This is a genomic window from Exiguobacterium sp. s127, assembly GCF_018618695.1.
GTDB lineage: Bacteria > Bacillota > Bacilli > Exiguobacteriales > Exiguobacteriaceae > Exiguobacterium_A > Exiguobacterium_A oxidotolerans.
In genome coordinates, this window is the sequence record NZ_JACSMO010000005.1 from 34,987 (window position 1) to 56,789 (window position 21,803).

General features: G+C 46.2%; 26 protein-coding genes and 1 pseudogene. 17 read left to right on the top strand and 10 right to left on the bottom strand.

Annotation, left to right across the window (positions count from 1 at the left end):
• Nucleotides 1-139: 139 nt before the first annotated feature.
• The 4 genes and pseudogenes from KNP98_RS08075 (at nt 140) to KNP98_RS08090 (ending at nt 2,886) form a co-directional block, all read left to right on the top strand.
• A complete protein-coding gene (locus tag KNP98_RS08075; RefSeq protein ID WP_029333272.1) occupies nt 140-538 on the top strand; it encodes a MerR family transcriptional regulator in 399 nt (132 codons plus the stop codon).
• Between the two features lie 49 nt (nt 539-587).
• A complete protein-coding gene (glnA, locus tag KNP98_RS08080) occupies nt 588-1,934 on the top strand; it encodes a type I glutamate--ammonia ligase (RefSeq protein WP_088836751.1) in 1,347 nt (448 codons plus the stop codon).
• 465 nt (nt 1,935-2,399) lie between these two features.
• A pseudogene (locus tag KNP98_RS08085) lies at nt 2,400-2,636 on the top strand ((4Fe-4S)-binding protein).
• On the top strand, nt 2,611-2,886 hold the full coding sequence (locus KNP98_RS08090; protein ID WP_088836754.1) for a GNAT family N-acetyltransferase: 276 nt from the start codon (nt 2,611-2,613) through the stop codon (nt 2,884-2,886). The pseudogene KNP98_RS08085 and the gene KNP98_RS08090 overlap by 26 nt, the downstream one beginning before the upstream one ends.
• A 49-nt stretch (nt 2,887-2,935) precedes the next feature.
• Here the strand turns inward: KNP98_RS08090 and KNP98_RS08095 are convergent, their stop codons facing one another.
• The 3 genes from KNP98_RS08095 to KNP98_RS08105 all read right to left on the bottom strand — a co-directional run bounded on the left by KNP98_RS08095 (nt 2,936) and on the right by KNP98_RS08105 (nt 4,206).
• A complete protein-coding gene (locus tag KNP98_RS08095; RefSeq protein ID WP_157898466.1) occupies nt 2,936-3,112 on the bottom strand; it encodes a hypothetical protein in 177 nt (58 codons plus the stop codon).
• 87 nt (nt 3,113-3,199) lie between these two features.
• The gene (locus KNP98_RS08100) at nt 3,200-3,526 is read right to left on the bottom strand and encodes an AzlD domain-containing protein (RefSeq protein WP_088836755.1); all 327 of its coding nucleotides are present in this window, start codon (nt 3,524-3,526) and stop codon (nt 3,200-3,202) included.
• Nucleotides 3,505-4,206 (bottom strand): AzlC family ABC transporter permease, encoded by a 702-nt coding sequence (locus KNP98_RS08105; RefSeq protein ID WP_088836756.1) that lies wholly within the window; start codon nt 4,204-4,206, stop codon nt 3,505-3,507. Before KNP98_RS08105 ends, KNP98_RS08100 begins: the two co-directional genes overlap by 22 nt.
• Nucleotides 4,207-4,373: 167 nt before the next feature.
• On the opposite strand from KNP98_RS08105, the gene dhaK reads away from it, so the two are divergent.
• From dhaK to dhaM, 3 genes are read left to right on the top strand one after another with little or no spacing between them, the layout of a single operon-like run.
• Nucleotides 4,374-5,342: a dihydroxyacetone kinase subunit DhaK gene (dhaK, locus tag KNP98_RS08110; protein WP_029333284.1), complete on the top strand. Its 969-nt coding sequence runs from the start codon at nt 4,374-4,376 to the stop codon at nt 5,340-5,342.
• Nucleotides 5,343-5,385: 43 nt separating this feature from the next.
• Nucleotides 5,386-5,988 carry a dihydroxyacetone kinase subunit DhaL gene (gene dhaL, locus KNP98_RS08115; RefSeq protein ID WP_214811056.1) on the top strand — a complete coding sequence of 201 codons (603 nt, stop codon included), beginning with the start codon at nt 5,386-5,388 and terminating at the stop codon, nt 5,986-5,988.
• Nucleotides 5,981-6,346, top strand: coding sequence for a dihydroxyacetone kinase phosphoryl donor subunit DhaM (gene dhaM, locus KNP98_RS08120; protein ID WP_088836757.1), 366 nt, complete (start codon nt 5,981-5,983; stop codon nt 6,344-6,346). The genes dhaL and dhaM overlap by 8 nt, the downstream gene beginning before the upstream one ends.
• Nucleotides 6,347-6,532: 186 nt before the next feature.
• Here dhaM and glpK read toward each other — a convergent pair whose 3' ends face one another.
• From glpK to lexA, 4 genes are all read right to left on the bottom strand, one after another.
• Nucleotides 6,533-8,056 carry a glycerol kinase GlpK gene (glpK, locus tag KNP98_RS08125; protein WP_214811057.1) on the bottom strand — a complete coding sequence of 508 codons (1,524 nt, stop codon included), beginning with the start codon at nt 8,054-8,056 and terminating at the stop codon, nt 6,533-6,535.
• Between the two features lie 41 nt (nt 8,057-8,097).
• Nucleotides 8,098-8,799, bottom strand: a complete 702-nt coding sequence (locus KNP98_RS08130; protein WP_088836759.1) for an MIP/aquaporin family protein — start codon at nt 8,797-8,799, stop codon at nt 8,098-8,100.
• A 178-nt stretch (nt 8,800-8,977) separates the two neighbouring features.
• Nucleotides 8,978-9,451 carry a metal-binding protein gene (locus tag KNP98_RS08135; protein ID WP_088836760.1) on the bottom strand — a complete coding sequence of 158 codons (474 nt, stop codon included), beginning with the start codon at nt 9,449-9,451 and terminating at the stop codon, nt 8,978-8,980.
• A 30-nt stretch (nt 9,452-9,481) separates the two neighbouring features.
• Nucleotides 9,482-10,096, bottom strand: coding sequence for a transcriptional repressor LexA (gene lexA / locus KNP98_RS08140; RefSeq protein WP_029333297.1), 615 nt, complete (start codon nt 10,094-10,096; stop codon nt 9,482-9,484).
• 206 nt (nt 10,097-10,302) lie between these two features.
• On the opposite strand from lexA, the gene yneA reads away from it, so the two are divergent.
• The 7 genes from yneA to KNP98_RS08175 all read left to right on the top strand — a co-directional run bounded on the left by yneA (nt 10,303) and on the right by KNP98_RS08175 (nt 17,812).
• Complete coding sequence (gene yneA, locus KNP98_RS08145; RefSeq protein ID WP_214767387.1) at nt 10,303-10,590, top strand: cell division suppressor protein YneA; 288 nt, start codon at nt 10,303-10,305, stop codon at nt 10,588-10,590.
• A 46-nt stretch (nt 10,591-10,636) separates the two neighbouring features.
• Nucleotides 10,637-11,290 carry a YneB family resolvase-like protein gene (locus KNP98_RS08150; RefSeq protein ID WP_214804969.1) on the top strand — a complete coding sequence of 218 codons (654 nt, stop codon included), beginning with the start codon at nt 10,637-10,639 and terminating at the stop codon, nt 11,288-11,290.
• A gap of 113 nt (nt 11,291-11,403) precedes the next feature.
• Nucleotides 11,404-11,640: a DUF896 domain-containing protein gene (locus KNP98_RS08155; RefSeq protein WP_029333302.1), complete on the top strand. Its 237-nt coding sequence runs from the start codon at nt 11,404-11,406 to the stop codon at nt 11,638-11,640.
• Nucleotides 11,641-11,847: 207 nt separating this feature from the next.
• Nucleotides 11,848-13,836, top strand: a complete 1,989-nt coding sequence (tkt, locus tag KNP98_RS08160) for a transketolase (protein WP_088836762.1) — start codon at nt 11,848-11,850, stop codon at nt 13,834-13,836.
• Nucleotides 13,837-13,944: 108 nt separating this feature from the next.
• Nucleotides 13,945-14,175, top strand: a complete 231-nt coding sequence (locus KNP98_RS08165; protein WP_012370001.1) for a YneF family protein — start codon at nt 13,945-13,947, stop codon at nt 14,173-14,175.
• Nucleotides 14,176-14,298: 123 nt separating this feature from the next.
• The gene (locus KNP98_RS08170; RefSeq protein ID WP_214807762.1) at nt 14,299-16,056 is read left to right on the top strand and encodes an ABC transporter transmembrane domain-containing protein; all 1,758 of its coding nucleotides are present in this window, start codon (nt 14,299-14,301) and stop codon (nt 16,054-16,056) included.
• Nucleotides 16,046-17,812 (top strand): ABC transporter ATP-binding protein, encoded by a 1,767-nt coding sequence (locus KNP98_RS08175; RefSeq protein ID WP_214801143.1) that lies wholly within the window; start codon nt 16,046-16,048, stop codon nt 17,810-17,812. The genes KNP98_RS08170 and KNP98_RS08175 overlap by 11 nt, the downstream gene beginning before the upstream one ends.
• A 62-nt stretch (nt 17,813-17,874) precedes the next feature.
• Here the strand turns inward: KNP98_RS08175 and KNP98_RS08180 are convergent, their stop codons facing one another.
• Both KNP98_RS08180 and KNP98_RS08185 read right to left on the bottom strand, forming a co-directional pair.
• Nucleotides 17,875-18,777, bottom strand: a complete 903-nt coding sequence (locus KNP98_RS08180; protein WP_088836764.1) for an SH3 domain-containing protein — start codon at nt 18,775-18,777, stop codon at nt 17,875-17,877.
• 448 nt (nt 18,778-19,225) lie between these two features.
• The gene (locus KNP98_RS08185) at nt 19,226-19,420 is read right to left on the bottom strand and encodes an aspartyl-phosphate phosphatase Spo0E family protein (RefSeq protein WP_029333310.1); all 195 of its coding nucleotides are present in this window, start codon (nt 19,418-19,420) and stop codon (nt 19,226-19,228) included.
• A gap of 211 nt (nt 19,421-19,631) precedes the next feature.
• Between KNP98_RS08185 and KNP98_RS08190 the strand changes: the two genes are divergently transcribed.
• Together KNP98_RS08190 and KNP98_RS08195 are read left to right on the top strand one after the other, a co-directional pair.
• Complete coding sequence (locus KNP98_RS08190; RefSeq protein ID WP_214801146.1) at nt 19,632-20,330, top strand: cytochrome c biogenesis CcdA family protein; 699 nt, start codon at nt 19,632-19,634, stop codon at nt 20,328-20,330.
• 16 nt (nt 20,331-20,346) lie between these two features.
• Nucleotides 20,347-20,829, top strand: coding sequence for a CcdC family protein (locus tag KNP98_RS08195; RefSeq protein ID WP_214801149.1), 483 nt, complete (start codon nt 20,347-20,349; stop codon nt 20,827-20,829).
• 98 nt (nt 20,830-20,927) lie between these two features.
• On the opposite strand, the gene KNP98_RS08200 is transcribed toward KNP98_RS08195, so the two are convergent.
• A complete protein-coding gene (locus KNP98_RS08200) occupies nt 20,928-21,353 on the bottom strand; it encodes a DUF2621 family protein (protein ID WP_088836766.1) in 426 nt (141 codons plus the stop codon).
• Nucleotides 21,354-21,445: 92 nt separating this feature from the next.
• On the opposite strand from KNP98_RS08200, the gene KNP98_RS08205 reads away from it, so the two are divergent.
• Entirely contained in the window at nt 21,446-21,769 is a 324-nt protein-coding gene (locus KNP98_RS08205; protein ID WP_214811058.1) for a hypothetical protein, read from the top strand.
• The last annotated feature ends 34 nt before the right edge of the window (nt 21,770-21,803 follow it).

Sequence of the window (21,803 nt, forward strand, 5' to 3'; positions counted from 1 at the left end):
AATAATTACAAACTGTGAAAAGACCTTTGATGACAGGTTGTCTGACTTGTGGGAAAGTTGTGTTAACTTTCCTGACATAGCTTGACAACTTGCCTCACAGAGGTTTATTCTCATGGAGTAAGGAAAAAGGAGGAACGACATGGCAGACGTAACACGACAGTCCAAGCCACTGTTTCCGATCGGAGTCGTTCAAGAGTTGACCGCGTTATCTGCCCGGCAGATCCGTTACTATGAAGAACAGGGACTGATCAAACCGGAACGGACAGAGACGAAACGCCGCCTCTACTCGTTCAACGATGTGGATCGTTTACTGTCGATCAAGGAATATTTGGATCAGGGACTGAATATCGCAGGGATTAAAATGATTTTTGACAATGATCTCATCAAACGAGAACGCGTTGCGGAGACGGTCGTCAAGACACGTCCGGAACTATCCGATGGAGAGTTGTATAAACTCCTGAAAAATCAACTGAAGGAAGCAGGTCAACCTGGAAAAACGTCGCTCATCCAAGGTGAGCTCGGGCGTTTCTTCAAGTAAGTACCTGTTACCATATATGAAAAACAGAATCGGAGAGGGGAACTGTTACATGACACGCCGCAACATTACACGAGAAGACATTATGAAAATCGCTAAAGCTGAGGACGTACGGTTTATTCGTCTACAATTCACAGATATCCTCGGTACAATCAAGAACGTTGAAATTCCAGTAAGTCAATTGGAGAAGGCACTTGATAATAAGATGATGTTCGATGGTTCGTCGATTGAAGGATTCGTCCGGATCGAAGAATCAGATATGTATCTCTTCCCAGACTTAAATACATGGGTTGTCTTCCCATGGACTGAAGATGGAACAGGTAAAGTCGCACGTCTCATTTGTGACATTCACAATCCAGATGGCACATCGTTCTCAGGTGATCCACGTGGTCAATTGAAACGCGTACTTAAAGAAATGGAAGAGCTTGGTTTCTCTTCATTCAACGTCGGACCAGAACCGGAATTCTTCCTCTTCAAAAAGGATGAAAACGGTCGCCCGACACTTGAATTAAACGACCAAGGTGGATACTTCGACCTCGCACCTGTCGATCTCGGTGAGAACTGCCGTAAAGAAATCGTCATCGAGCTCGAAAACATGGGCTTTGAAATCGAAGCGTCACACCACGAAGTCGCACCGGGTCAACACGAAATCGACTTTAAATATGCGGATGCGATCACGACTGCCGATAACATCCAAACGTTTAAACTCGTCGTTAAGACGATTGCTGCGAAACATAACTTGCACGCGACATTCATGCCGAAACCGCTCTTCGGTGTCAACGGTTCAGGTATGCATGCGAACATGTCCCTCTTCAAAGGAAACGAAAACGTCTTCTTCGACGAAGAGAACAGCAACATGCAACTCTCTGACGATGCACGCGCCTTCACAGCAGGTATCCTGAAGCACGCTCGTGCCTTCACAGCTGTCTGTAACCCGACAGTCAACTCGTACAAACGTCTTGTTCCTGGTTATGAAGCACCTTGCTACGTCGCATGGTCAGCCCGTAACCGTTCACCGCTCGTCCGAGTTCCTGCTGCACGTGGTCTTTCAACTCGAATCGAAGTTCGTTCAGTTGACCCGGCGGCTAACCCGTACCTTGCACTTGCGACATTGCTTGCGTCAGGTCTTGACGGAATCAAAAACAACTTGCAAGCACCTGCACCAATCGACCGTAACATCTACGTCATGGACAAACCAGAACGTGTTGCGAACGGCATCGATGATTTACCATCAACACTCAGCCATGCACTCGAAGTACTCAAAGCAGATGACGTCGTCATGCACGCACTCGGCGATCACATCGCGGAACACTTCGTTGAGCTCAAAGAAATCGAGTGGGATATGTTCCGGACACAAGTCACGGAATGGGAACGCGATCAGTACATGGTCTTGTTCTAAGTCTACTGGAAACGCCCGAATTTATTTCGGGCGTTTTTTAGCGTGTGGACAAAGCAACATAAAGTGATAAAAGCATCTCTCTTTTCCGTTGCTTCCTCGGGCGAGGCGCAAGCCGTTGCTCCTTTATCCTCTCGGACAATGAGCAGGGTCTTGCCTGCCTCTGACAGTGCGTTAAAAACGCACTTTTTCCCGTAGGAGTCAACGGAAGAGAGATGCTTTTTAGACCGTCGTGCAGCCGTTTTGAAGATGAGACGAGACAGGAAAGTGCAACACGCAAGCATATCGGTATAAACCTTTCATTAGAGTTTATCTACAGCCTGGAACGTCTGAATTTATTTCGGGCGTTTTTTGTGAGAATTCAATTGATGGATGCTTACATTTTTGTGATTTTATTAATTTTTTGATTTTCGAAAGGTGCATGCGTCTATTTAGGGAATAGAAAAATATACTAAGGAGGCGTTCCATATGAAGAAAGGCTATGAGGGAAAAGACGTGACTGTCTACTTTGATCCAGAAGTGTGCATTCATTCCGGTCACTGCGTCAAGAGCCTGCCTAACGTGTTCGATGTCAAAAAATGACTATGGATTGAAGCGAACCGTGCGGAAGCAGAAGAAGTCATGCGTGTGATTGATGGCTGTCCAAGTGGTGCTTTATCTTATGAACGGAGGGAAGCAAATGGAACTGAAACGAGCAGAACGTAAAATCGAAGCCCATCAGGAAGGTGCAGTGATTGGAGAAATCACCTACAGCGACACGAACAACGGCATGTGGATCATCGATCATACATATGTCGATCCCGCGCACCGGAACCAGCAAATCGGCGAACAACTCGTTGCCGAAATCGTCAACTGGGCACGGGAAGTTAACGTCAAGCTACTGCCGTTATGTCCGTTTGCGAAAAAAGAGTTTGAACATCAATCGGATTATCAGGACGTACAAGCAAATACGTGAACACAAAAATCTCCTCCAGTCTCTCAAGACCAGAGGAGATTTTTTCGAGTCATTGTTTGTGAGCCCTGACTTTCATTTTGCGAGAAACAACCATCGCGCCGAAATAGGCGACGACGTACAACGCGACCAGTCCTTGTTTTAGCATATAGGGGATATCCATTTGACTCGCGATCAGAAAAATCGCGCACAGCAATATTAAATAGGATACAAACTGCTTATTCGGCACATCAGGACCTCCTTCACTATCCATTAATTTCTATTTTAAAGATAACACAAAGGATGCATCGAAACATGTTAAAGATGAATGAAGTGCTTACAGATACAATCGTAGAAATGCCATGGTGACGACACCGGTCACGACCGTCCAGGATAGACTTTTGCTGAAAATTGCCACCGCCATCGTCGGTAGTGCTGCGAAGACATGAAGCGTCGAAATCGTCGGAAACGCGTCGTCTTGCGCGATGAGTAGATTTTGAAAAAAGAGGGCACCAAGCAGGCAGACCGGAATGAAGGAGAGCCATTCCGTTACGAGGCGTGGTAACGTCAGTCCATGAAGGACAAGAAACGGTAAGACGCGTGGAATCCAAGTGACGAGTCCACAAGCTAAAAAAAGAGCGATTAATTCTGGACGGATTTCCATCGTGTGATCACGACTCCTATACTTGCACCACCGAGCGTCGCGCAAAGAACGGCGACTTCTGGAGAAAAGTAGCGCATGGTTATGTAAAGCAATAGTAAGACGATCAGTAAGAGGCAACTGTTCACGGCAATGCGGGAACGTTCTCCTTCGAACTGTAAGTACAATAAGCCGATGAACATCGCCGTCAGGGCAAAGTCGAGACCGAAGCGCTCCGGATCAGGGAACCAACTGCCGACGAGTGCTCCGAGAACAGTTGCGACGATCCAGCTGAGATACGCAGTCAGGTTCAAGCCGTGCATGAAAGACGGGGAAAGCGTTCCTTTTTGCGCAGTATTCATCGCGACAGCGAACGACTCATCTGTCAGTAATGTCCCGACGCCGATCCGATCACGGATATGCCGGGTCTCAACATGCGGTGCAAGCGTCAGACTCATCAATAAGTGCCTGAGATTGACGATGAACGTCGTCAGGATGATGGCAGAAGCGGGACTATTCAATAATAAAAGACTTGTGATGATGAACTGGGCGGCACCGGCGTAAATGAAGACGGACATGAATCCGACTTCAAGAGGGGATAAACCGGAGGCACGACCGACGATGCCGGCAGAAAAGCCGATTCCGAGATAACCGAGAACAGTTGGTAAACAGGCTTTGATTCCTGCTTGGAATGAAGAAGACACGATACAATTCCTCCTTTTTTGACATGTAAGATGAGCATAGCATCCGTACTCAAAAATGGACACTAAGTGGTCAATATTTTCATATGTTTTCTTGACATAAGTTTGCTTGAATTGTGGTAAAGACTAAGTGGTAGTGCAAAAATTCGTTAGACGAAGGAGCGTTCAAGATGGATAAATTAATGCAAGATGCCAACCGATTCGTATCAGATATGGTGGAAGGTCTCGTTTTAGCTCATCCGGATTTATATGCGAAAGTCGACGGCGTCAATGTCGTAAAACGAAAAGAACCACTGAACGGAAAAGTTGCCCTCGTTTCGGGTGGCGGCAGTGGGCATGAGCCAGCCCATGCTGGTTTCATTGGTGACGGGATGTTAGCTGCAGCAGTTTGTGGAGAGGTCTTCACCTCGCCGACACCAGATATGGTCCTTGAAGGGATCAAGGCAGCAGACGCTGGTAAAGGCGTACTTCTCGTCGTTAAAAACTATTCCGGGGACGTCATGAACTTTGATATGGCGAAGGAACTGGCAGAACTTGAAGATATCGAAGTCGAGACGGTTGTCGTAAAGGATGACATCGCCATCAAAAAAGAAGAAGATCGCCGCGGTGTCGCGGGTACAGTCTTTGTCCATAAAATTGCTGGTGCGGCAGCGGCGGAAGGCAAGTCGCTTGCTGAAGTCAAAGCAATTGCCGAGAAAGTCATCGGAAGCGTGCGTTCGATTGGGATGGCACTTTCACCGTGTTACATGCCGGAAAGCGGAAAACCTGGTTTCGACTTACATGAAGATGAGATGGAAATCGGAATTGGAATCCATGGTGAAAAAGGAATCGACCGGAAACCGGTTGCGTCCGTTGAAGCAATCGTCACGGAACTGCTCGACCGACTGACAGCAGAAGTAACAGACAAAAAAGTCGCTGTCATGGTCAATGGTATGGGTGGAACGCCGGAATCGGAACTCTACATCACCTACAAGTATGTCGCGGAACAATTACAAGCAAAAGGCTACGACATCGTCCGTCCATACGTTGGAAACTATATGACATCGCTTGAGATGCACGGTTTCTCGATTACGTTACTTCCGGTCGACGACGAGCTCGTCGGTTACCTTGACGCAAAAACGAATGCAATCGGTTTTTAATCAAACTAAAAATTTTTAAAAGAAATAGAAGAGGTGGATTGAAATGAAGTTAACGACAGAACAGTTTCGTGAAAGCTTACTGAAGGCAGCAGCACAGATTGAAGCCCATAAAGATGAACTGACCGATCTTGATCGTGAAATCGGCGACGGTGATCACGGGATTAACATGTCACGTGGTTTTCAAGCCGTCCAAAAAGAACTAGAAGCACATGGTGAGTATGAAGATTTAGGTGATTTGTCAAAACAAGTTGGGATGACGTTAATCAAGACGGTCGGTGGGGCGTCTGGTCCGTTATACGGAACAGCGTTCGTCAAGTTCGCCGGAGCCTTTAAAGGGAAAAAAGAAGTGGAAGGGCAAGAACTGGCACAAGCTTTTGTTGAAGCGACGGAAGGCATCAAGATGCGTGGAAAGTCTGAATTCGGTCAGAAAACAATGGTCGACATTTGGACACCTTTCCATGAGGCCTTGAGCAAAGAGGCGGATTTAAACGCTGCACTCGAACAAGCGCTCCGTGATACAAAAGAACGTGTCGCGACGAAAGGGCGGGCTTCCTACTTTGGACACGCGACAGTCGGCGTGCAAGATCCAGGTTCTTTATCGAGTGCACTCTTGTTACAAGAAATTGTGGAGGTGCTACATGGTTAATGTAATTCTCGTTTCACACAGTGAAAAACTGGCGACTGGTCTAAAGGAACTGCTTGCCGAAATGGCACCGGATACACCAATCCTGCTAGCGGCCGGTTTAGCGGATGGAAGCATCGGGACAGATGCTTCGCGCATTGAAGAGACGTTGAATGCGCTCGACGATGACGGTGTCATCTTGACGGATATCGGTTCTGCAACAATGAATACGGAGTTGGCCCTTGAACTGTATAGCGGTGATAAAACGGTCCAATTTGTCGAGGCGCCGCTCGTCGAAGGGGCATTCCTCGCGGCTGTTTTAAGTGGTCAATCGAAGTCACTGACTGAAGTCGTTGACGGATTGAAAAATGAATTCGCCTAAATGATTCGCGTAAGACCGATCTCCCTTCTAAGTCAGGTATCTGCCTGTTCGCTTAGAGGGGAGTTCTTTGGTGTGGATTGAGAAGTTGTATGAATTAAGAGGTCAAAGACAAAAAAAGAAGCGATTTCGAGTGATATCGAAATCGCTTCTTTTTAATAGAGTGGTGCAAAAGTCATCGTTATTCGATTAGACGTTTGCGTTGGCTTCTTTTTTATTCGGTGTGAATGCCATTGTCGCTTCGACCGCTTTTTGCCATCCGGCATAACGTTTTTCGCGATCGTCTTCTTTCATTTCAGGTGTGAATTGATGGTTGAGTTTCCACTGCTTTTTGATTTCAGCTTTATCTTTCCAATAGCCGACAGCGAGTCCAGCGAGGTAGGCTGCACCGAGTGCCGTCGTCTCATTGATTTCCGGGCGGTCAACTGGAACACCGAGAATATCCGATTGGAATTGCATCAAGAAGTCGTTGGCAACGGCACCACCGTCGACGCGTAACGTTTTCAGTTCGATGCCGGAATCTTGCTGCATCGCTGTCAAGACGTCGCGAGTTTGGTAAGCGAGTGACTCGAGTGTTGCGCGGACAAAGTGCTCTTTTTCCGTCCCGCGTGTCAATCCGAAGATGGCACCGCGAACGTCGCTATCCCAGTACGGTGCACCAAGACCAACGAAAGCAGGAACGACGTAGACGCCGTCTGTTGAATCGACTTTCAAAGCGTAACCTTCTGAGTCTTTTGCATTTTTCAACATTCGGAGACCGTCACGCAACCACTGGATTGCAGAACCGGCAACGAAGATGGAACCTTCGAGTGCGTATTCCACTTTGCCGTCGACGCCCCAAGCGATCGTCGTCAAGAGTCCGTGGTCTGAAGAAACGGCTTTTTCGCCCGTATTCATCAACATGAAGCAACCTGTACCGTATGTGTTTTTCCCTTCGCCCGGTTCAAAGCACGTTTGACCGAACAAGGCAGCTTGTTGGTCACCGGCGATGCCGGCGATTGGAACTTCGAAGCCGAAGAAGTGATACGGGACTGTGTTGTCGTAGACTTCACTTGATTGACGGACTTCTGGCAACATCGATTTAGGGACTGTCAGGATTTCAAGTAACTCGTCATCCCATTGTTGTTCGTAAATGTTGTACATGAGTGTCCGTGAGGCATTCGTGTAGTCTGTGATATGTGTTTTTCCACCTGAGAGCTTCCAGACGAGCCACGTATCGATTGTACCGAAGAGCAGTTCCCCGTTCTCTGCTTGCTCACGTGCACCATCGACGTTATCTAGAATCCATTTGACTTTTGTTCCTGAGAAGTAGGCATCGATGAGTAAGCCAGTTTTATCGCGGAATTTTTGATTGAGTCCTTGTTCTTTTAGCTCATCACAAATGTCGGCCGTTTGACGCGATTGCCAGACAAGGGCATGATAAACTGGTTTTCCCGTTTCCTTGTTCCAGACGACTGTCGTTTCACGTTGGTTCGTGATTCCGATGCTCGCGATTTGACTCGGTTTGATGTCAGCCGTTCCGAGTGCATCCGCCATGACTGCTAAAATCGAACCCCAGATTTCATTTGCATCATGCTCGACCCAGCCTGGTTGTGGGAAGTATTGTTTGAATTCACGTTGAGCAGAGTTGACGATTTGACCATCATGATCGAAAATGATGGCGCGTGAGCTTGTCGTTCCTTGGTCGAGTGCTAAAATATACTTGTTTTCCATCTGTGAGTCCCCCTTGAATAGTTAAGATACCTAATGCTCAATCAAAATAGCAGTTGATAGATGAAGACGGCGATTGCGCCTCCGATGATTGGTCCGACAATCGGAATCCATGAGTAACCCCAGTCTGATGATCCCTTACCCGGAATCGGTAAGATCGCGTGGGCGATACGTGGACCAAGGTCACGGGCAGGGTTGATTGCATAACCCGTCGTACCACCGAGCGAAAGACCGATGACGACTACGAGGAGACCGACGATCAATGGATTGAGTCCGTCTGCAAACGTATTCGCTCCAAGCGCCAAGATACCAAAGACGAGAACGAATGTCCCGATGATCTCAGATACTAAGTTTGATCCCGTATGACGGATTGCTGGACCTGTCGCGAAGACACCGAGTTTTGCGGCTTGATCTTCTGTCGCTTCAAAATGTTTCATGTAATGAAGCCAAACGAGTACTGCGCCAAGGAATGCTCCGACAAGTTGAGCAGCGATATAGATAGGTACATCTGCCCACGGTAAGTCAGAATTGAGCGCGAGCGACAAAGTAACCGCTGGGTTCAAGTGGGCACCACTGGATGCCGCGACGTAAACACCGGTCATAACGGCGAGACCCCAAGCGAGCGTGATGACAATCCAGCCACCATTTTCAGACTTGGTTTTCTTCAGAACGACACCGGCGACGACGCCATCCCCGAGTAGGACGAGAATCAATGTTCCCATCATCTCACTAATAAAATTACTCATGCAAAAACCCTCCCTTTGGATTAAAGCGAATAATGCCTTTCTATTTAAACCTAACCCGAATTGATAACGTTTTCAATACAAATAATTGAAATATAGGAATCGAAATTTTCAATATTTAGGTTTAAAAAAATTAGAATTGGATAATAAAAAGACTTTTTCCATGATTGAATGGAAAAAGTCAGGATCGACGTTTTTTTCGTTTCTTTTTAGGGCGGAACCAACTACTCGTATGATCAAGGATGATATGAATCGTACTTGCGGTCATCACACCGATAATAAAAGCAGGCATGACGTCAATCAATGAGTCGACCGTGCTTGCTTGGATGATTTCACTATAGAAGGCTAAAAAGAGTAGCGGAATCAATAAAGCGGCACTGTAGAGTAGGCGGATGACATCTCCGATGATTAAGCCATGCGACCAGATGGAGCGGTGCGGCATAATTTTAACGTATGGCATCCAAAGGACACGCAAAGGGCCAAAACGATAGTAAGGTTCCGATTTTAAGTCTAAGTCGGGCGAAAGCCATAAGGTCCCGACGGCGATTCCGACAGCGGTCGGGAGCCAATCCGTTTGGTTCGTTGCGACCGAATAAACAACATATCCCGTTAGGGCAACGGAGTTGACCGTATCATGTACATTTCCAGAAGGCATGAAAAAAGACCAGCTTAGCTGGTCCCTCTCTTAGTGAATCGTCCGGTAAACGCCGATGACCTTGCCAAGAATCGACACGTTATCGAAATACATCGGGTCCATCGAGTCATTTTCTGGTTGAAGACGTACCTGTTGATCTTCTAAGAAGAACCGTTTGACTGTCGCTTCACTATCTTCGGTCATCGCAACGACAATCTCCCCGTTTTCTGCTGTGTTTTGTTGACGCACGATAACACGATCGCCATCAAGAATACCTGCATTAATCATCGATTCGCCATCAATCGTCAACATAAAGACGGTTTCATTTCCTACATAATGTGCAGGGAGTGGGAAATGCTCTTCTATGTTTTCAATCGCAGTGATCGGAAGTCCGGCAGTTACCTTGCCGATAACGGGGACATGGACGATCGCTTCGTTGATTTCTTCAGGTTTATCAAGCAATATTTCAATCGCGCGTGGTTTCGTCGGGTCACGGCGAATCAGTCCACGTTTTTCTAGACGATCCAAATGACCGTGTACCGTTGAGCTTGAAGCAAGACCAACAGCTTCACCAATTTCGCGAACTGAAGGTGGATAGCCCTTTAACTTCACTTCAGCGATGATGTAGTCAAGGATTTCTTGTTGACGTTTAGACATTTTCCGCATACGAATTGCCACCTCTTTCCGGATTGGTTTTTTTAGGATTTAGGAATATATGTTTCTAGAATTACTATAACATAGAACAAATGAGCGCACAAACAATTGTTCGATGTTTTTGTATTGACCGAACACTGGTTCTGTGTTTATTATAGATTATGCGAACAATTGTTCCGAGAACATTTATTCTAATAACCTATTTGGAGGGATTCATGATGATTCATTCTATTCGTACTCATGCCTTTTCAATTCTGTTTTATACGCTCAGTTTTGCTTTCATTCTTTTTCTTTTAACACCACGACCGGATGAAAAGGTCCACCGATTACTTACGGCGTCAGTCACGGTCGATGAGAACGTAACGGTCGAACAAGTTGCTGAAGTCTACAATGATGGTTCGATGACGAATCAAGAATACATCGACTGGCTGATCAAGAACAATGAACTCGAAACAAAACATGTCATTTCGAAAGACAAAATCGTTGTACCAATCGCACAACAATGACAGAATATAAAAGTTGTTGAATGAACGAACAGGGGTGTGAGGTACGATGAAAGTAGTAATCTACTGTCGCGTCTCGACGGAAAAAGAAGCACAAGAGAGCTCACTGGAGCGGCAAAGAGCAGAACTGTCGGGACTCGCTTTAACAAAAGGATTTGAAATCATAGATATCATCGTCGAAAAAGAAAGTGGCTATGATGTAGAGCGAGAAGGGATGTTGACCGTTCTTGATTATGTAACGCGTCATCTGGTGGAAGCGGTGCTCGTGACGGACGATACACGAATCGGAAGAGGAAACGCCAAAATCGCGATTTTGCATACGCTCAAAAAACATGATGTCCAGTTGATGACGATGGAGTCAGACGGTGAATACCAACTGGCGGATGCGGAAGCAATGGTCCTCGAAATCGTTTCACTCGTTGAGGAATACCAGCGTAAGCTCCACAATGCAAAAATTGCACGCGGCATGAGACGGGCTGTCGATAATGGTTTTAGACCCGAACAAAATCTCAATCGCCAAGGCGAGAATGCCGGCCGCAGTCGAAAGGAAGTCCCGATTGAAGAAATCGTTCGATTACGTGAACTTGGTTTGACGTTTGCTGACATCGCGACGACCTTACGCGGCATGGGGCATGATATTTCGAAAGCGACGGTCAACCGGCGTTATCTTGAATATAAAGAAGTTGTCCAGTCTTATGAATGAAAGCAGGTGTTGTGTCATCTTGACGCGACAAACTTGCTTTTTTTTTTCGGGTCTTTTACAGTAAGGTTACTATTAAAGTGCTCCGCGTTGAGTCAAAGAGAAAGAGGGATATTATGTTATCACAAGAACAACTCGATCGAATTAATGAACTTGCCAATAAATCAAAAGTCGAACCGTTAACGGAAGCTGAGACGGCGGAACAAAAAGAATTAAGAACGGCCTATTTAGAAGCATTTCGTGGTTCGTTCAAAAATCAAATGATGGGCATCAAAATCGTTGATGAAGAAGGAACGGATGTTACGCCTGAAAAATTGAAGCAAGCACAAGAAGAAGAACGCAATAAACAGTAAGCAAGTTTTGTATGAACGAAAGCTGCGTCGCTCAATCCGTGAGCGAGGTAGCTTTTTTAATGGGAAAATCAGTAATGTGTATCATGAAAGTTGCTTGAAAAGGGCAATAGAGAGCGCATTCATTTTAATGTGACATACTATTTAGAAAAGTTGTATCACATTTCTGTGTGTGCTAAAATGATATAGAATTTGTGAAAAAGAGAGAGGATGATTGTTTTGACGAACATGACAACAGTAGAATTACTAGCAGTAAATACGATTCGTACCTTATCAATTGATGCAGTACAAAAAGCGAACTCGGGCCACCCGGGAATGCCGATGGGTGCAGCACCGATGGCATTTACATTATGGGCGGATCATATGAACCACAACCCTAAAAATCCAGAATGGTTTAACCGTGACCGTTTTGTACTTTCAGCAGGACACGGTTCAATGCTTCTCTACTCACTCCTCCATTTATCAGGATACGACCTCGCGATGGATGACTTGAAGTCATTCCGTCAATGGAACTCAAAAACACCGGGTCACCCGGAATACCGTCACACAGCAGGTGTCGATGCGACGACTGGTCCACTCGGACAAGGCATCGCGATGGCTGTCGGGATGGCGATGGCAGAACGTCACCTCGAAGCGAAATACAACCGTGACGACTTAAACGTCGTCGATCACTTCACATACGGCATTTGCGGAGACGGCGACTTAATGGAAGGTGTCTCTGCAGAAGCGGCTTCACTCGCAGGACATTTAGGTCTTGGTAAACTCGTGGTCCTGTATGATTCAAACGACATCTCGTTAGATGGTGACTTGGACAAGTCATTCTCTGAAAACGTCCAACAACGTTTTGAAGCATACAACTGGCAAGTCATCCGTGTTGAAGATGGAACGGATATCGATTCGATTTCAAAAGCACTCGACGCGGCGAAAGCGGAAACAACAAAACCGACATTGATCGAAGTCAAAACGGTTATCGGATTCGGTTCGCCGAACAAATCAGGGAAATCGGCTTCACACGGTGCACCACTCGGCGATGCGGAAATCAAGTTGACGAAAGCAAGCTACGTTTGGGATCATGAAGAATTCTATGTACCGGAAGAAGTCAAAGACTTGTTCGAGGAGCGCATCGAAAAACGTGGCGCTGATACAGAAGCAGCATGGACGGAAAAAATGGAGCAATACAAAGCAGCACATCCGGAATTGCACGCTGAGCTTGTTCAAGCGATCAACAATGAATTGCCGAGCAACTGGGAAGCAGATCTTCCGACATATGATCTGACATCGAAAAAAGCAACACGTCAGACGAGTGGAGAAGTCTTAAACGCTCTTGCGAAAAACATCCCATCAATCTTCGGGGGATCAGCTGACTTAGCTGGTTCGAACAACACGATGCTAAAAGGCGAAGCTGACTTCGATATCGATCCAAGTGGCCGTAACATTTGGTTCGGTGTCCGTGAGTTCGCGATGGCAGCAGCTGTTAACGGAATGGCACTTCACGGTGGCGTCATCCCTTACGGTGCGACATTCTTCGTCTTCTCAGACTACTTGCGCCCGGCAGTCCGTCTTGCAGCATTGATGGGGATTCAATCAATCTTCGTCTTGACGCATGACTCGATCGCAGTGGGAGAAGATGGTCCGACACACGAGCCGGTCGAACACTTGATGAGTTTCCGTGCGATGCCGAACTTGACGGTCTATCGTCCGGCAGACGGAAAAGAAACGATTGCCGCTTGGAAAACAGCTGTTCAATCGAAAAACAAACCGACGTTGCTCGTTATGACACGTCAAGGTTTACCTGAACTGGAAGGCACGACAGTCGAAGGTGCTGAAAAGGGTGGTTATGTCATCGCAGGTGACGTAAACACAGCAGATACAATCTTGATGGGAACGGGTTCAGAAGTTCACTTGCTCGTCGAAGCACAAAAACAACTGGGCGAAAAGGTTGCGGTCGTTTCACTTCCATCATGGGAGTTGTTCGAAGCACAAACAGCTGAGTACAAAGAATCTGTCTTACCAAAACGGATCACGAAACGTCTTGCGATCGAAGCAGGCGCGTCACTCGGTTGGTACAAGTACGTGGGAACAGAAGGACAAGTCATCGGAATCGATCGTTTCGGCGCATCGGCTCCAGGAGACCTTCTATTAAAAGAGTACGGCATGTCTGTCGAAAATATCTTGGAAACAGTCAAGCAACTCGGATAAGTGGAACAGGTGCGCGTTCATGCGCACCTTTTTCATGCATTATCTATGCAAACGGTTAGAATTATAGTATAGTAAAAAGCGACGTTTTAAGTTAGAGGAGGAAGCAACTTGGCTACATGGATTTGGATTTTAATTGCCCTTCTTTGCTTGGTAGCAGGTGTCGCCCTTGGTTTCTATATCGCTCGTCGATACATGATGAACTATTTGGAGCAAAACCCGCCAATCAACGAAGATATGATTAAGACATTGATGATGCAAATGGGTCAAAAGCCATCACAAAAGAAAGTCAACCAAGTGATGCGTTCAATGAGTGGTTCGATGAAATCACCTAAAAAATAAGCAGTTTCAAAAGGAGGCCCTTGTGGTCTCCTTTTTGTTTGCTATTTACTGGAAAGATGGCTAATCTAAAATGTGAGACTATTTAAAATACTCAATTGATTTGAAAAAGGGGGGGAGACTTGAATGGGAGTCTTCAAGAAATTGAGTTGGTTTTTTCGACTCGAATGGAAAGCATATAGCATCGGCATCATTTGTTTGATTTTTGTCGCAGGTCTCGAAGTGATTCCACCAAAAGTCATCGGGACGACGGTCAATGGATTAAGTGACGGTACATTGACGAAAGAGCGATTGTTTACACTCGCCGGGGTGCTCGTGTTGATCGGAGTCTCGACCTACGTTATCCGTTACTTTTGGCGTTTTCACATCTTCGGCGCATCGATCCGGCTGGGCCGGTTGTTGCGGAGTCAGCTTTATGGTCACTTTTCAGATTTAGACCAATCGTTTTATAAGAAATATCGAAGTGGAGACTTAATGGCGCATGCGACGAATGATGTCCAAGCGGTTTCAATGACGGCAGGGGCAGGGATTTTGACGCTCGTCGATTCTGTGACAATGGGAGGTTTTGTCGTTGTCATGATGGTGACGACAATCAGTTGGAAACTGACGCTCGTTTCCCTTCTGCCGATGCCGTTGATGGTCTACTTGACATCGCGTTACGGAAAGATGCTGCATTCCCGTTTTCATGATGCACAGGAAGCCTTTTCTGACTTGAATGACAAAGTAGCAGAAAGTATCAGTGGCGTCCGTGTTTTAAAAGCGACGGGTGAAGTCGAGTCGGACGTGACGACATTCACGTCGTTATCGGACGATGTCGTTCAAAAAAACCGTCGTGTCGCGAAAATTGATGCGTTGTTTGATCCAACGATCTTTGGACTCGTCGGTTTATCGTATATCATCGCCGTCGGGTACGGAGCATATTTGTTACAACAAGGGGAAATCCGGATCGGTGACATCGTCGCCTTCACTACATACTTAGGTCTCTTGACGTGGCCGATGCTTGCATTCGGCTGGTTATTCAATATCGTCGAACGAGGACGTGCTTCGTATGATCGAATCGAACGGATGCTTGCCGTGGAGCCGGAAATTAAAGATGCGAAGGAAGCGGTGACGACCGTCGATTCACCACGACTCGATATCGCGATTGACCGTTTTATCTATGACACACAGCCGGTTCTCGAACAGATTGATGTCACACTCGAGCCTGGAAAGTCGCTCGGAATCGTCGGGCGGACAGGTGCTGGGAAGTCGACGTTTGTCCGGTTATTAACCCGCGAATATGATGTCAAACAAGGGGCTATTCGAATGGGAGGGCAAGATATTAAACAACTCCTCCGCGAAACGGTCCGGAAGCAGATCGCCGTCGTCCCGCAAGACCATTTCTTGTTCTCAGCATCGATTGCGGACAATATCGCTTTTGCGAAACCGGACGCTTCGATGGAACAAATCATGGAAGCAGCTCGTGTTGCTGCTGTCCATGACGATATTCTTGGTTTTAAAGAAGGTTACGCGACGATGGTTGGAGAACGCGGCGTGACGTTATCCGGTGGACAAAAACAACGGATTTCGATTGCCCGGGCGTTACTCGCCGACTGTCCGATTTTAGTGCTCGATGACGCGTTATCGGCCGTCGATGCGAAGACAGAAGAGGCGATCATCGATCATTTCCGGACAGCTGATAACGAACAGTCGCAAATCATCGTCGCCCATCGTTTGTCGGCCGTTTCCCATACGGACGAAATCATCGTTCTCGACGCGGGACGGATTATCGAACGGGGGACACATGAACAATTGTTGCGGCGAAAAGGCTGGTATAAAGAAACGTATGACCATCAACAACTCGAATCATTAGTTGAACAAGGGGGTGGACCGTTTGAATCATGATATCAATGAAAAAGACGTCTTGAAGCGTCTGCTTCGGTTTGTCGGTCCCTTTAAGAAACAAGTTTTTCTGGCATTCCTTCTCTTATTGGTCACGACGGGTGCGAAACTCGGAGGACCTTATTTAGTTAAAATCTTCATTGACAACTATGTCACGACTGGCAATTATCCAGTCCAGGAAGTCGCCTTATTATTTAGTGCCTACCTCATCTTGCATACGACAGGGATTATCGTCGATTATTTGCAAGCATTTGAATTTCAAAAAATCGCGTTAAAAGTCATTCAGCGCTTACGGATTGATGTGTTTCGTCACGTCATGCACCTGCGACTCGCTTACTTTGACCGGACACCGGCTGGGGTTTTAGTCTCGCGGATCACGAATGATACGGAAGCGATCAAGGAACTCTACATCGGCGTCCTCTCGACGTTTGTCCAAAGTGGTGTCCAATTAATCGGAACTTATATCTTCCTCTATTTCTTGGACCCGACGCTTGCGACAATCGCACTTGTCCTACTGCCTGTATTTTATTTCGTCATCTGGATCTACCGCAAGTACTCGACGAAATATTATGCAGAAGTCCGCGATTTGTTATCGAAAATCAATGCGCAGTTAAATGAATCAATCAACGGGATGGCGATCATTCAGCAATTCCGCCAAGAAAAACGATTGATGGCGGAATTTGAAGAGACGAACGTCGCCCACCAAAATGGTCGTTATAAAAACTTAAAGCTCGACAGTTGGTTACTTCGTCCAATCATTGAACTGATGCTGGCGCTTTCAATCGCGACACTCGTCACGTACTTTGGGTTCTTATCATTTACGGAGACGGTTCAAGTCGGTGTCGTCTATGCCTTCATCAGTTATCTTGAACGCATTTTCCAACCCGTTCAACAAATCATGCAACGGTTGTCTGAATTTCAACAGGCGATTGTTTCGGCCGACCGTGTGTTTAAGGTTCTCGATACGGATGAGCCGGAACCGACGAAAGGGTTGCCTGGTGCAGCGAGCGTCACGGATGGACATATCGTCTTTGAAGACGTGCGGTTCAGTTATGATGGAGAGACGGAAGTCTTGAAAGGGATTACCTTTGAAGCGAAAAAAGGACAGACGATTGCCCTTGTCGGTCAGACGGGAAGCGGGAAAAGTTCAATCATCAACATCTTAATGCGGTTTTATGCCTATCAGTCGGGACGAATTTTAATTGATGGAAAGCCGCTCGAACAGTTACCGGAAGATGAATTACGGCGTCACGTCGGACTTGTCCTGCAGGATTCGTTCCTCTTTACGGGAAGTGTCGCTGATAACATTCGGTTGTTTGACGATCGGATTTCGTTCGGAACCGTTGAAGAGGCGGCCCGTTTCGTTCAGGCGGATGGTTTCATTCACCAACTTGACGAGGGATACGATAGCCCGGTCGCCGAGCGCGGGGCAACGTTTTCAGCCGGGGAACGGCAATTGATTTCATTTGCAAGAACGATGGCGCGTGATCCGAAAATCTTAATCTTGGATGAAGCGACAAGTTCAATCGATACGGAGACGGAAGAGAAAGTCCAGACGGCATTGAAACGAATGCGGGAAGGGCGGACGACGATTGCAATCGCTCACCGGTTATCGACGATTCAGGACGCCGACTTGATTCTTGTGTTACATCAAGGGGAAGTCGTCGAACAAGGAAATCACCAAACGTTGATTGCGAAAGACGGACTCTATAAAAAAATGTATCAATTACAGTCGGGTCATGTGACTTCGATTACGTAAATGCACACAAAAAGGCCTGCCAGGCGATCTCGCCCGGCAGGTTTTGCTGTTACTTTTTTTTATTAGTAGACAGTTACTGTGACGTTTTGGCGTCCCCAGTTGATGGCTTCTTGTTGTGAACCAACGAGAAGGTCAAGTTTGTTACCTTGAATTGCGCCACCACGGTCAAGAACGATTGCTTCACCGATACCTGAAATGTGCATCCGTGTGCCGATCGGGTATTGTGAAGAAGCTGCTACGATACGCATACCATTGTACGTGATCGTGTTTGTTACATCATAACCGCTAGCAGTCAATGCACGACCGTTGTAAAGCTGGCTACCGTTGCTTGATGGATCGTTCGTGTATGCACTTACGTTCATCGTCACTTTAGTACCAGACTTCGCTGAAGTCGTTTGTTTAGTTGCAGTAGCCGGTTTAGCCGCTGGTTTTGGTGCTGGCTTAGCTGCAGGTTTTGCTTCTGCTTTAGGAGCTGGAGCTGCTGAAGTCGAAGCAGTAGAACCAGAAAGTGTAGTGTAAGCACTATGCACATAGCGCGTTTTACCATCGATTGTTGTTTTAATCCAAGAACCGACTTTACTTTCTACGTTTACTGTTTCACCTTTATACAAGTTACCTACATCTTTCGAGTTCGTAGTAGGTTGTGTCCGAACGTTTAATACTGCCGTAGTGACTGTAGCTTTTTTAAAGTCGAATGATGAGGCAGCAGTAGTATATGCGCCATGTACATAACGTTTTTGGCCATTGATGCTTGTTTTGATCCATGCACCAGAACGTCCTTCGACATTTAATGTTTGCCCTTTATATACGTTACCTACGTCTGCTGATGCTGTTGTAGGTGCTGTGCGAACGTTGAGTACTGCTGTGTCTACTTTTACCGTCTCTGAGGCAGCCTCTGTCTCTTGGGCGAATCCTACTGATAGAGCCGTTGCTGCAAGTCCTGCAGCGAAAACTGCTTTTTTCATTATTGATGTCCTCCTGACATATGCTGTGTTTACTGTTCCTACTCTACACCCCGAAACCGGGTAGTGCGTTTACAGGTCAATGTCATTAAAGTTACAAAAGAGGTCAGTGTGACAAACAGATTGCAAAAAGCGTGTTTTTGTCATTAGTAGGTCATAAAGCACGGTTTTTAAGTGGGTTCATAAGTCTTTATGCCTATGTAAAGAATAAACGGAAGCAATTGTAATGTACAAAAGTCATGAATCAATCCCTTGTCTAAAAATAAGTTGAACCATCTTCTAATCAAACCGGAGGCGAAGTTTGAGAGAAGAAGGGGGGCATGACAATGAAAAAGCGATTGAACAAAAACAAACCCTCTGAATGGAAAGAGGGTTTGCTTAAAAAGGATTAGTGATCAAACAAGTACACTTAATGGAAGGTGCCACGAAATGACTGCATTGAATTTTCGTTTTATGTGAGGAGCCGCTCATTTGAAGAGCCAACGGCATAAGTTTGCATAATCCGTGTGTACTCGACTAATAACAGATCGAGTTCATGACTGAGCTTCAATACATGTGGGGAGGTGAAACTAGACCGATCTGCTTGAAGATACAGTTCGCTTCGTTTTGCTTCAATTGCTAAGGTCAGTAATTGTTGGCTTGTCATAGCAGTCTCCCTTACATTGGTGTCGTATCCATATTCTAGCAAGTGATTATTCGGAGTGCAACGAAATTTTAGTAAGATAAAGTAAATGTAATTTTTTTGTAATTTGAGAAGTCACGAATCTTTCTTATCTTTTGTGAGATAATAGGTGCTAAATGATGCGGAGTTTGGCAAAATAGAGAAGAACTTCTTCTTATAGAAAGGAGCTGCTGAAATGGAGCTCTCGCTGTGGTTAGCATTTGGGGCAGGGTTACTGTCATTCGTGTCTCCCTGTACGCTACCGTTGTATCCGGTATTTCTTTCGTACATTACTGGAGTATCTGTAACGGATTTAAAAGAAAAAGGTGTCCGGGAAAGACGTTCACTTTTCCATACACTCGCCTTTTTAGTCGGGTTCGCACTCGTATTCGTCGTCCTTGGATTATCGACGTCACTCTTTGCGGACGTCTTCATCACGTATCGCGATACATTACGGATGGTTGGGGCCCTCGTAATTTTCGTCTTCGGGATCGTCTTAGTCGGTTTATGGCAGCCGACGTTCTTGATGCGTGAAAAAAAATTGAATCTTGGTGAACGCAAGGGCGGTTACATCGGTACAGTCCTCGTCGGAATCGGATTTGCGGCAGGCTGGACACCATGTACAGGTCCAATCCTTGCTGGTGTCATCGGTCTAGCGGCGACGAATCCGAGCCAAGGTATGCTCTACATGCTGTTTTATGTCCTTGGATTTTCGATTCCCTTCTTATTAATGGCCTTTTTTGTTGGACGTTCGAAACTCCTTGTCCAGTACAGTCTCAAGATGACGAAATTCGGTGGCGCCTTGATGATGGTCTTCGGGGTCATGTTGTATTTCAATGGCTTGAGTAAATTTGCGGCCTGGATGAGTGATATCGTTGGATTTACAGGATTTTAATCGAGGAAGTGATGAGATGATTTGGATATCAACAGGGGGCGCGCTCGTGATGGGGTTACTCATCAGCTTCATACGGGTGAAGGCGTCGGCGAAACCGACAAATGCCAAAAAGATTTTAATCCCTCCGTTCGCGATGTCGACCGGGATGTTGCAATTTTTATACCCGGCATCTCGTCTGACATGGACGGAGGTCGCAGAAGCATTGATTGTCGGGATGATTTTCAGTGTCTTCTTGATTAAGACGTCAAATTTTTATGAAGCAGAAGGTCAAATTTATTTGCAACGTTCAAAAGCATTTTTTATCGTCTTATTCGGAATCTTACTCGTACGGACGGTCGCAAAATTTATGATCGGGGGTCAAATCGATATTTTTGAGACAGGTGGAATTTTCTATCTCGTCGCGTTCGGAATGATCGTCCCGTGGCGGATCGCCATGTATCTGAAGTACAAACAAGTTAAGTCGGGGATTGTTCCCGTCGAACATTTACCACAATCATGAAAAATGACCGCCTTGTCCGATTTACTGGACAAAGCGGTCATTTTTTGAATCCATCATATAGAATCTCGTTCACTCAAAGTGGATTGATTCTGCCATCATTAACGTTGGAAGTAGAGTTCGTATTCACGCCAATCGATTGCGTGTTCTTTTAAGGCTTTTTTCAAAAAATTATGATCACGTTTTGGAGTCGCTGAAATATATCCTTTGACGACAAGCTCTGACGTCATGACCGATGCACGTTCTTCAAGTGCGAACTGACCGATCCGTCCGGCAATTTTCCGCCGTGCGACGTCACGAAACGCCGCCGGAACAGGCATGACGAGGGCATTCAATAACTCCATTGTCTCGTCCGTCCACAAGTGTCGTGTTTGGTCGATGTACTCATCTTCCCAATCCATCATCGATTTGCCGTCTTCTTTCGGGAGTTTTTTTAAGAACTTCCGGAACATGAAGAAGCCGCCAATCGCCATTAGTGTAATCATGATAAAGCCCCAGAGCAAAATTCCGTTCATGAACCATGCCATCCGTGACTCATCCCCCTTTCAACATCATTTATAGATTAGCATAAATGGTTTTCTCATGCTATGATGAATGACGGAGAAAGTGAGGAGAAGAGATGTTACAGCCATATGTACAATTAGATGAATCCGGACGACCGCAAAAGGGGAACTTACCCGAGACAGCAGACGGTCGCGTCGTCGAGTTTTATTATGATACGAGTGGAACGGAAATCACGGTCGTATTCGTGACAATTCCTGCTTTTGATGCCAGTCGCAAGCGGGCATTTACCGTCGGGAAGACGTTTAAGACGATCTCGACTCTTGAAGATTTTACATTAGTGAAATATGACTTTATAGATCATCAGATCCTCGCGACACTTGAAATGTTCGCCGATGGATCGAAGCGCCAAATCGACGCTTCGAGATTGCTCGACTATTAAAAAAAGAAGGAGACGCGGATTGCCGCGACTCCTT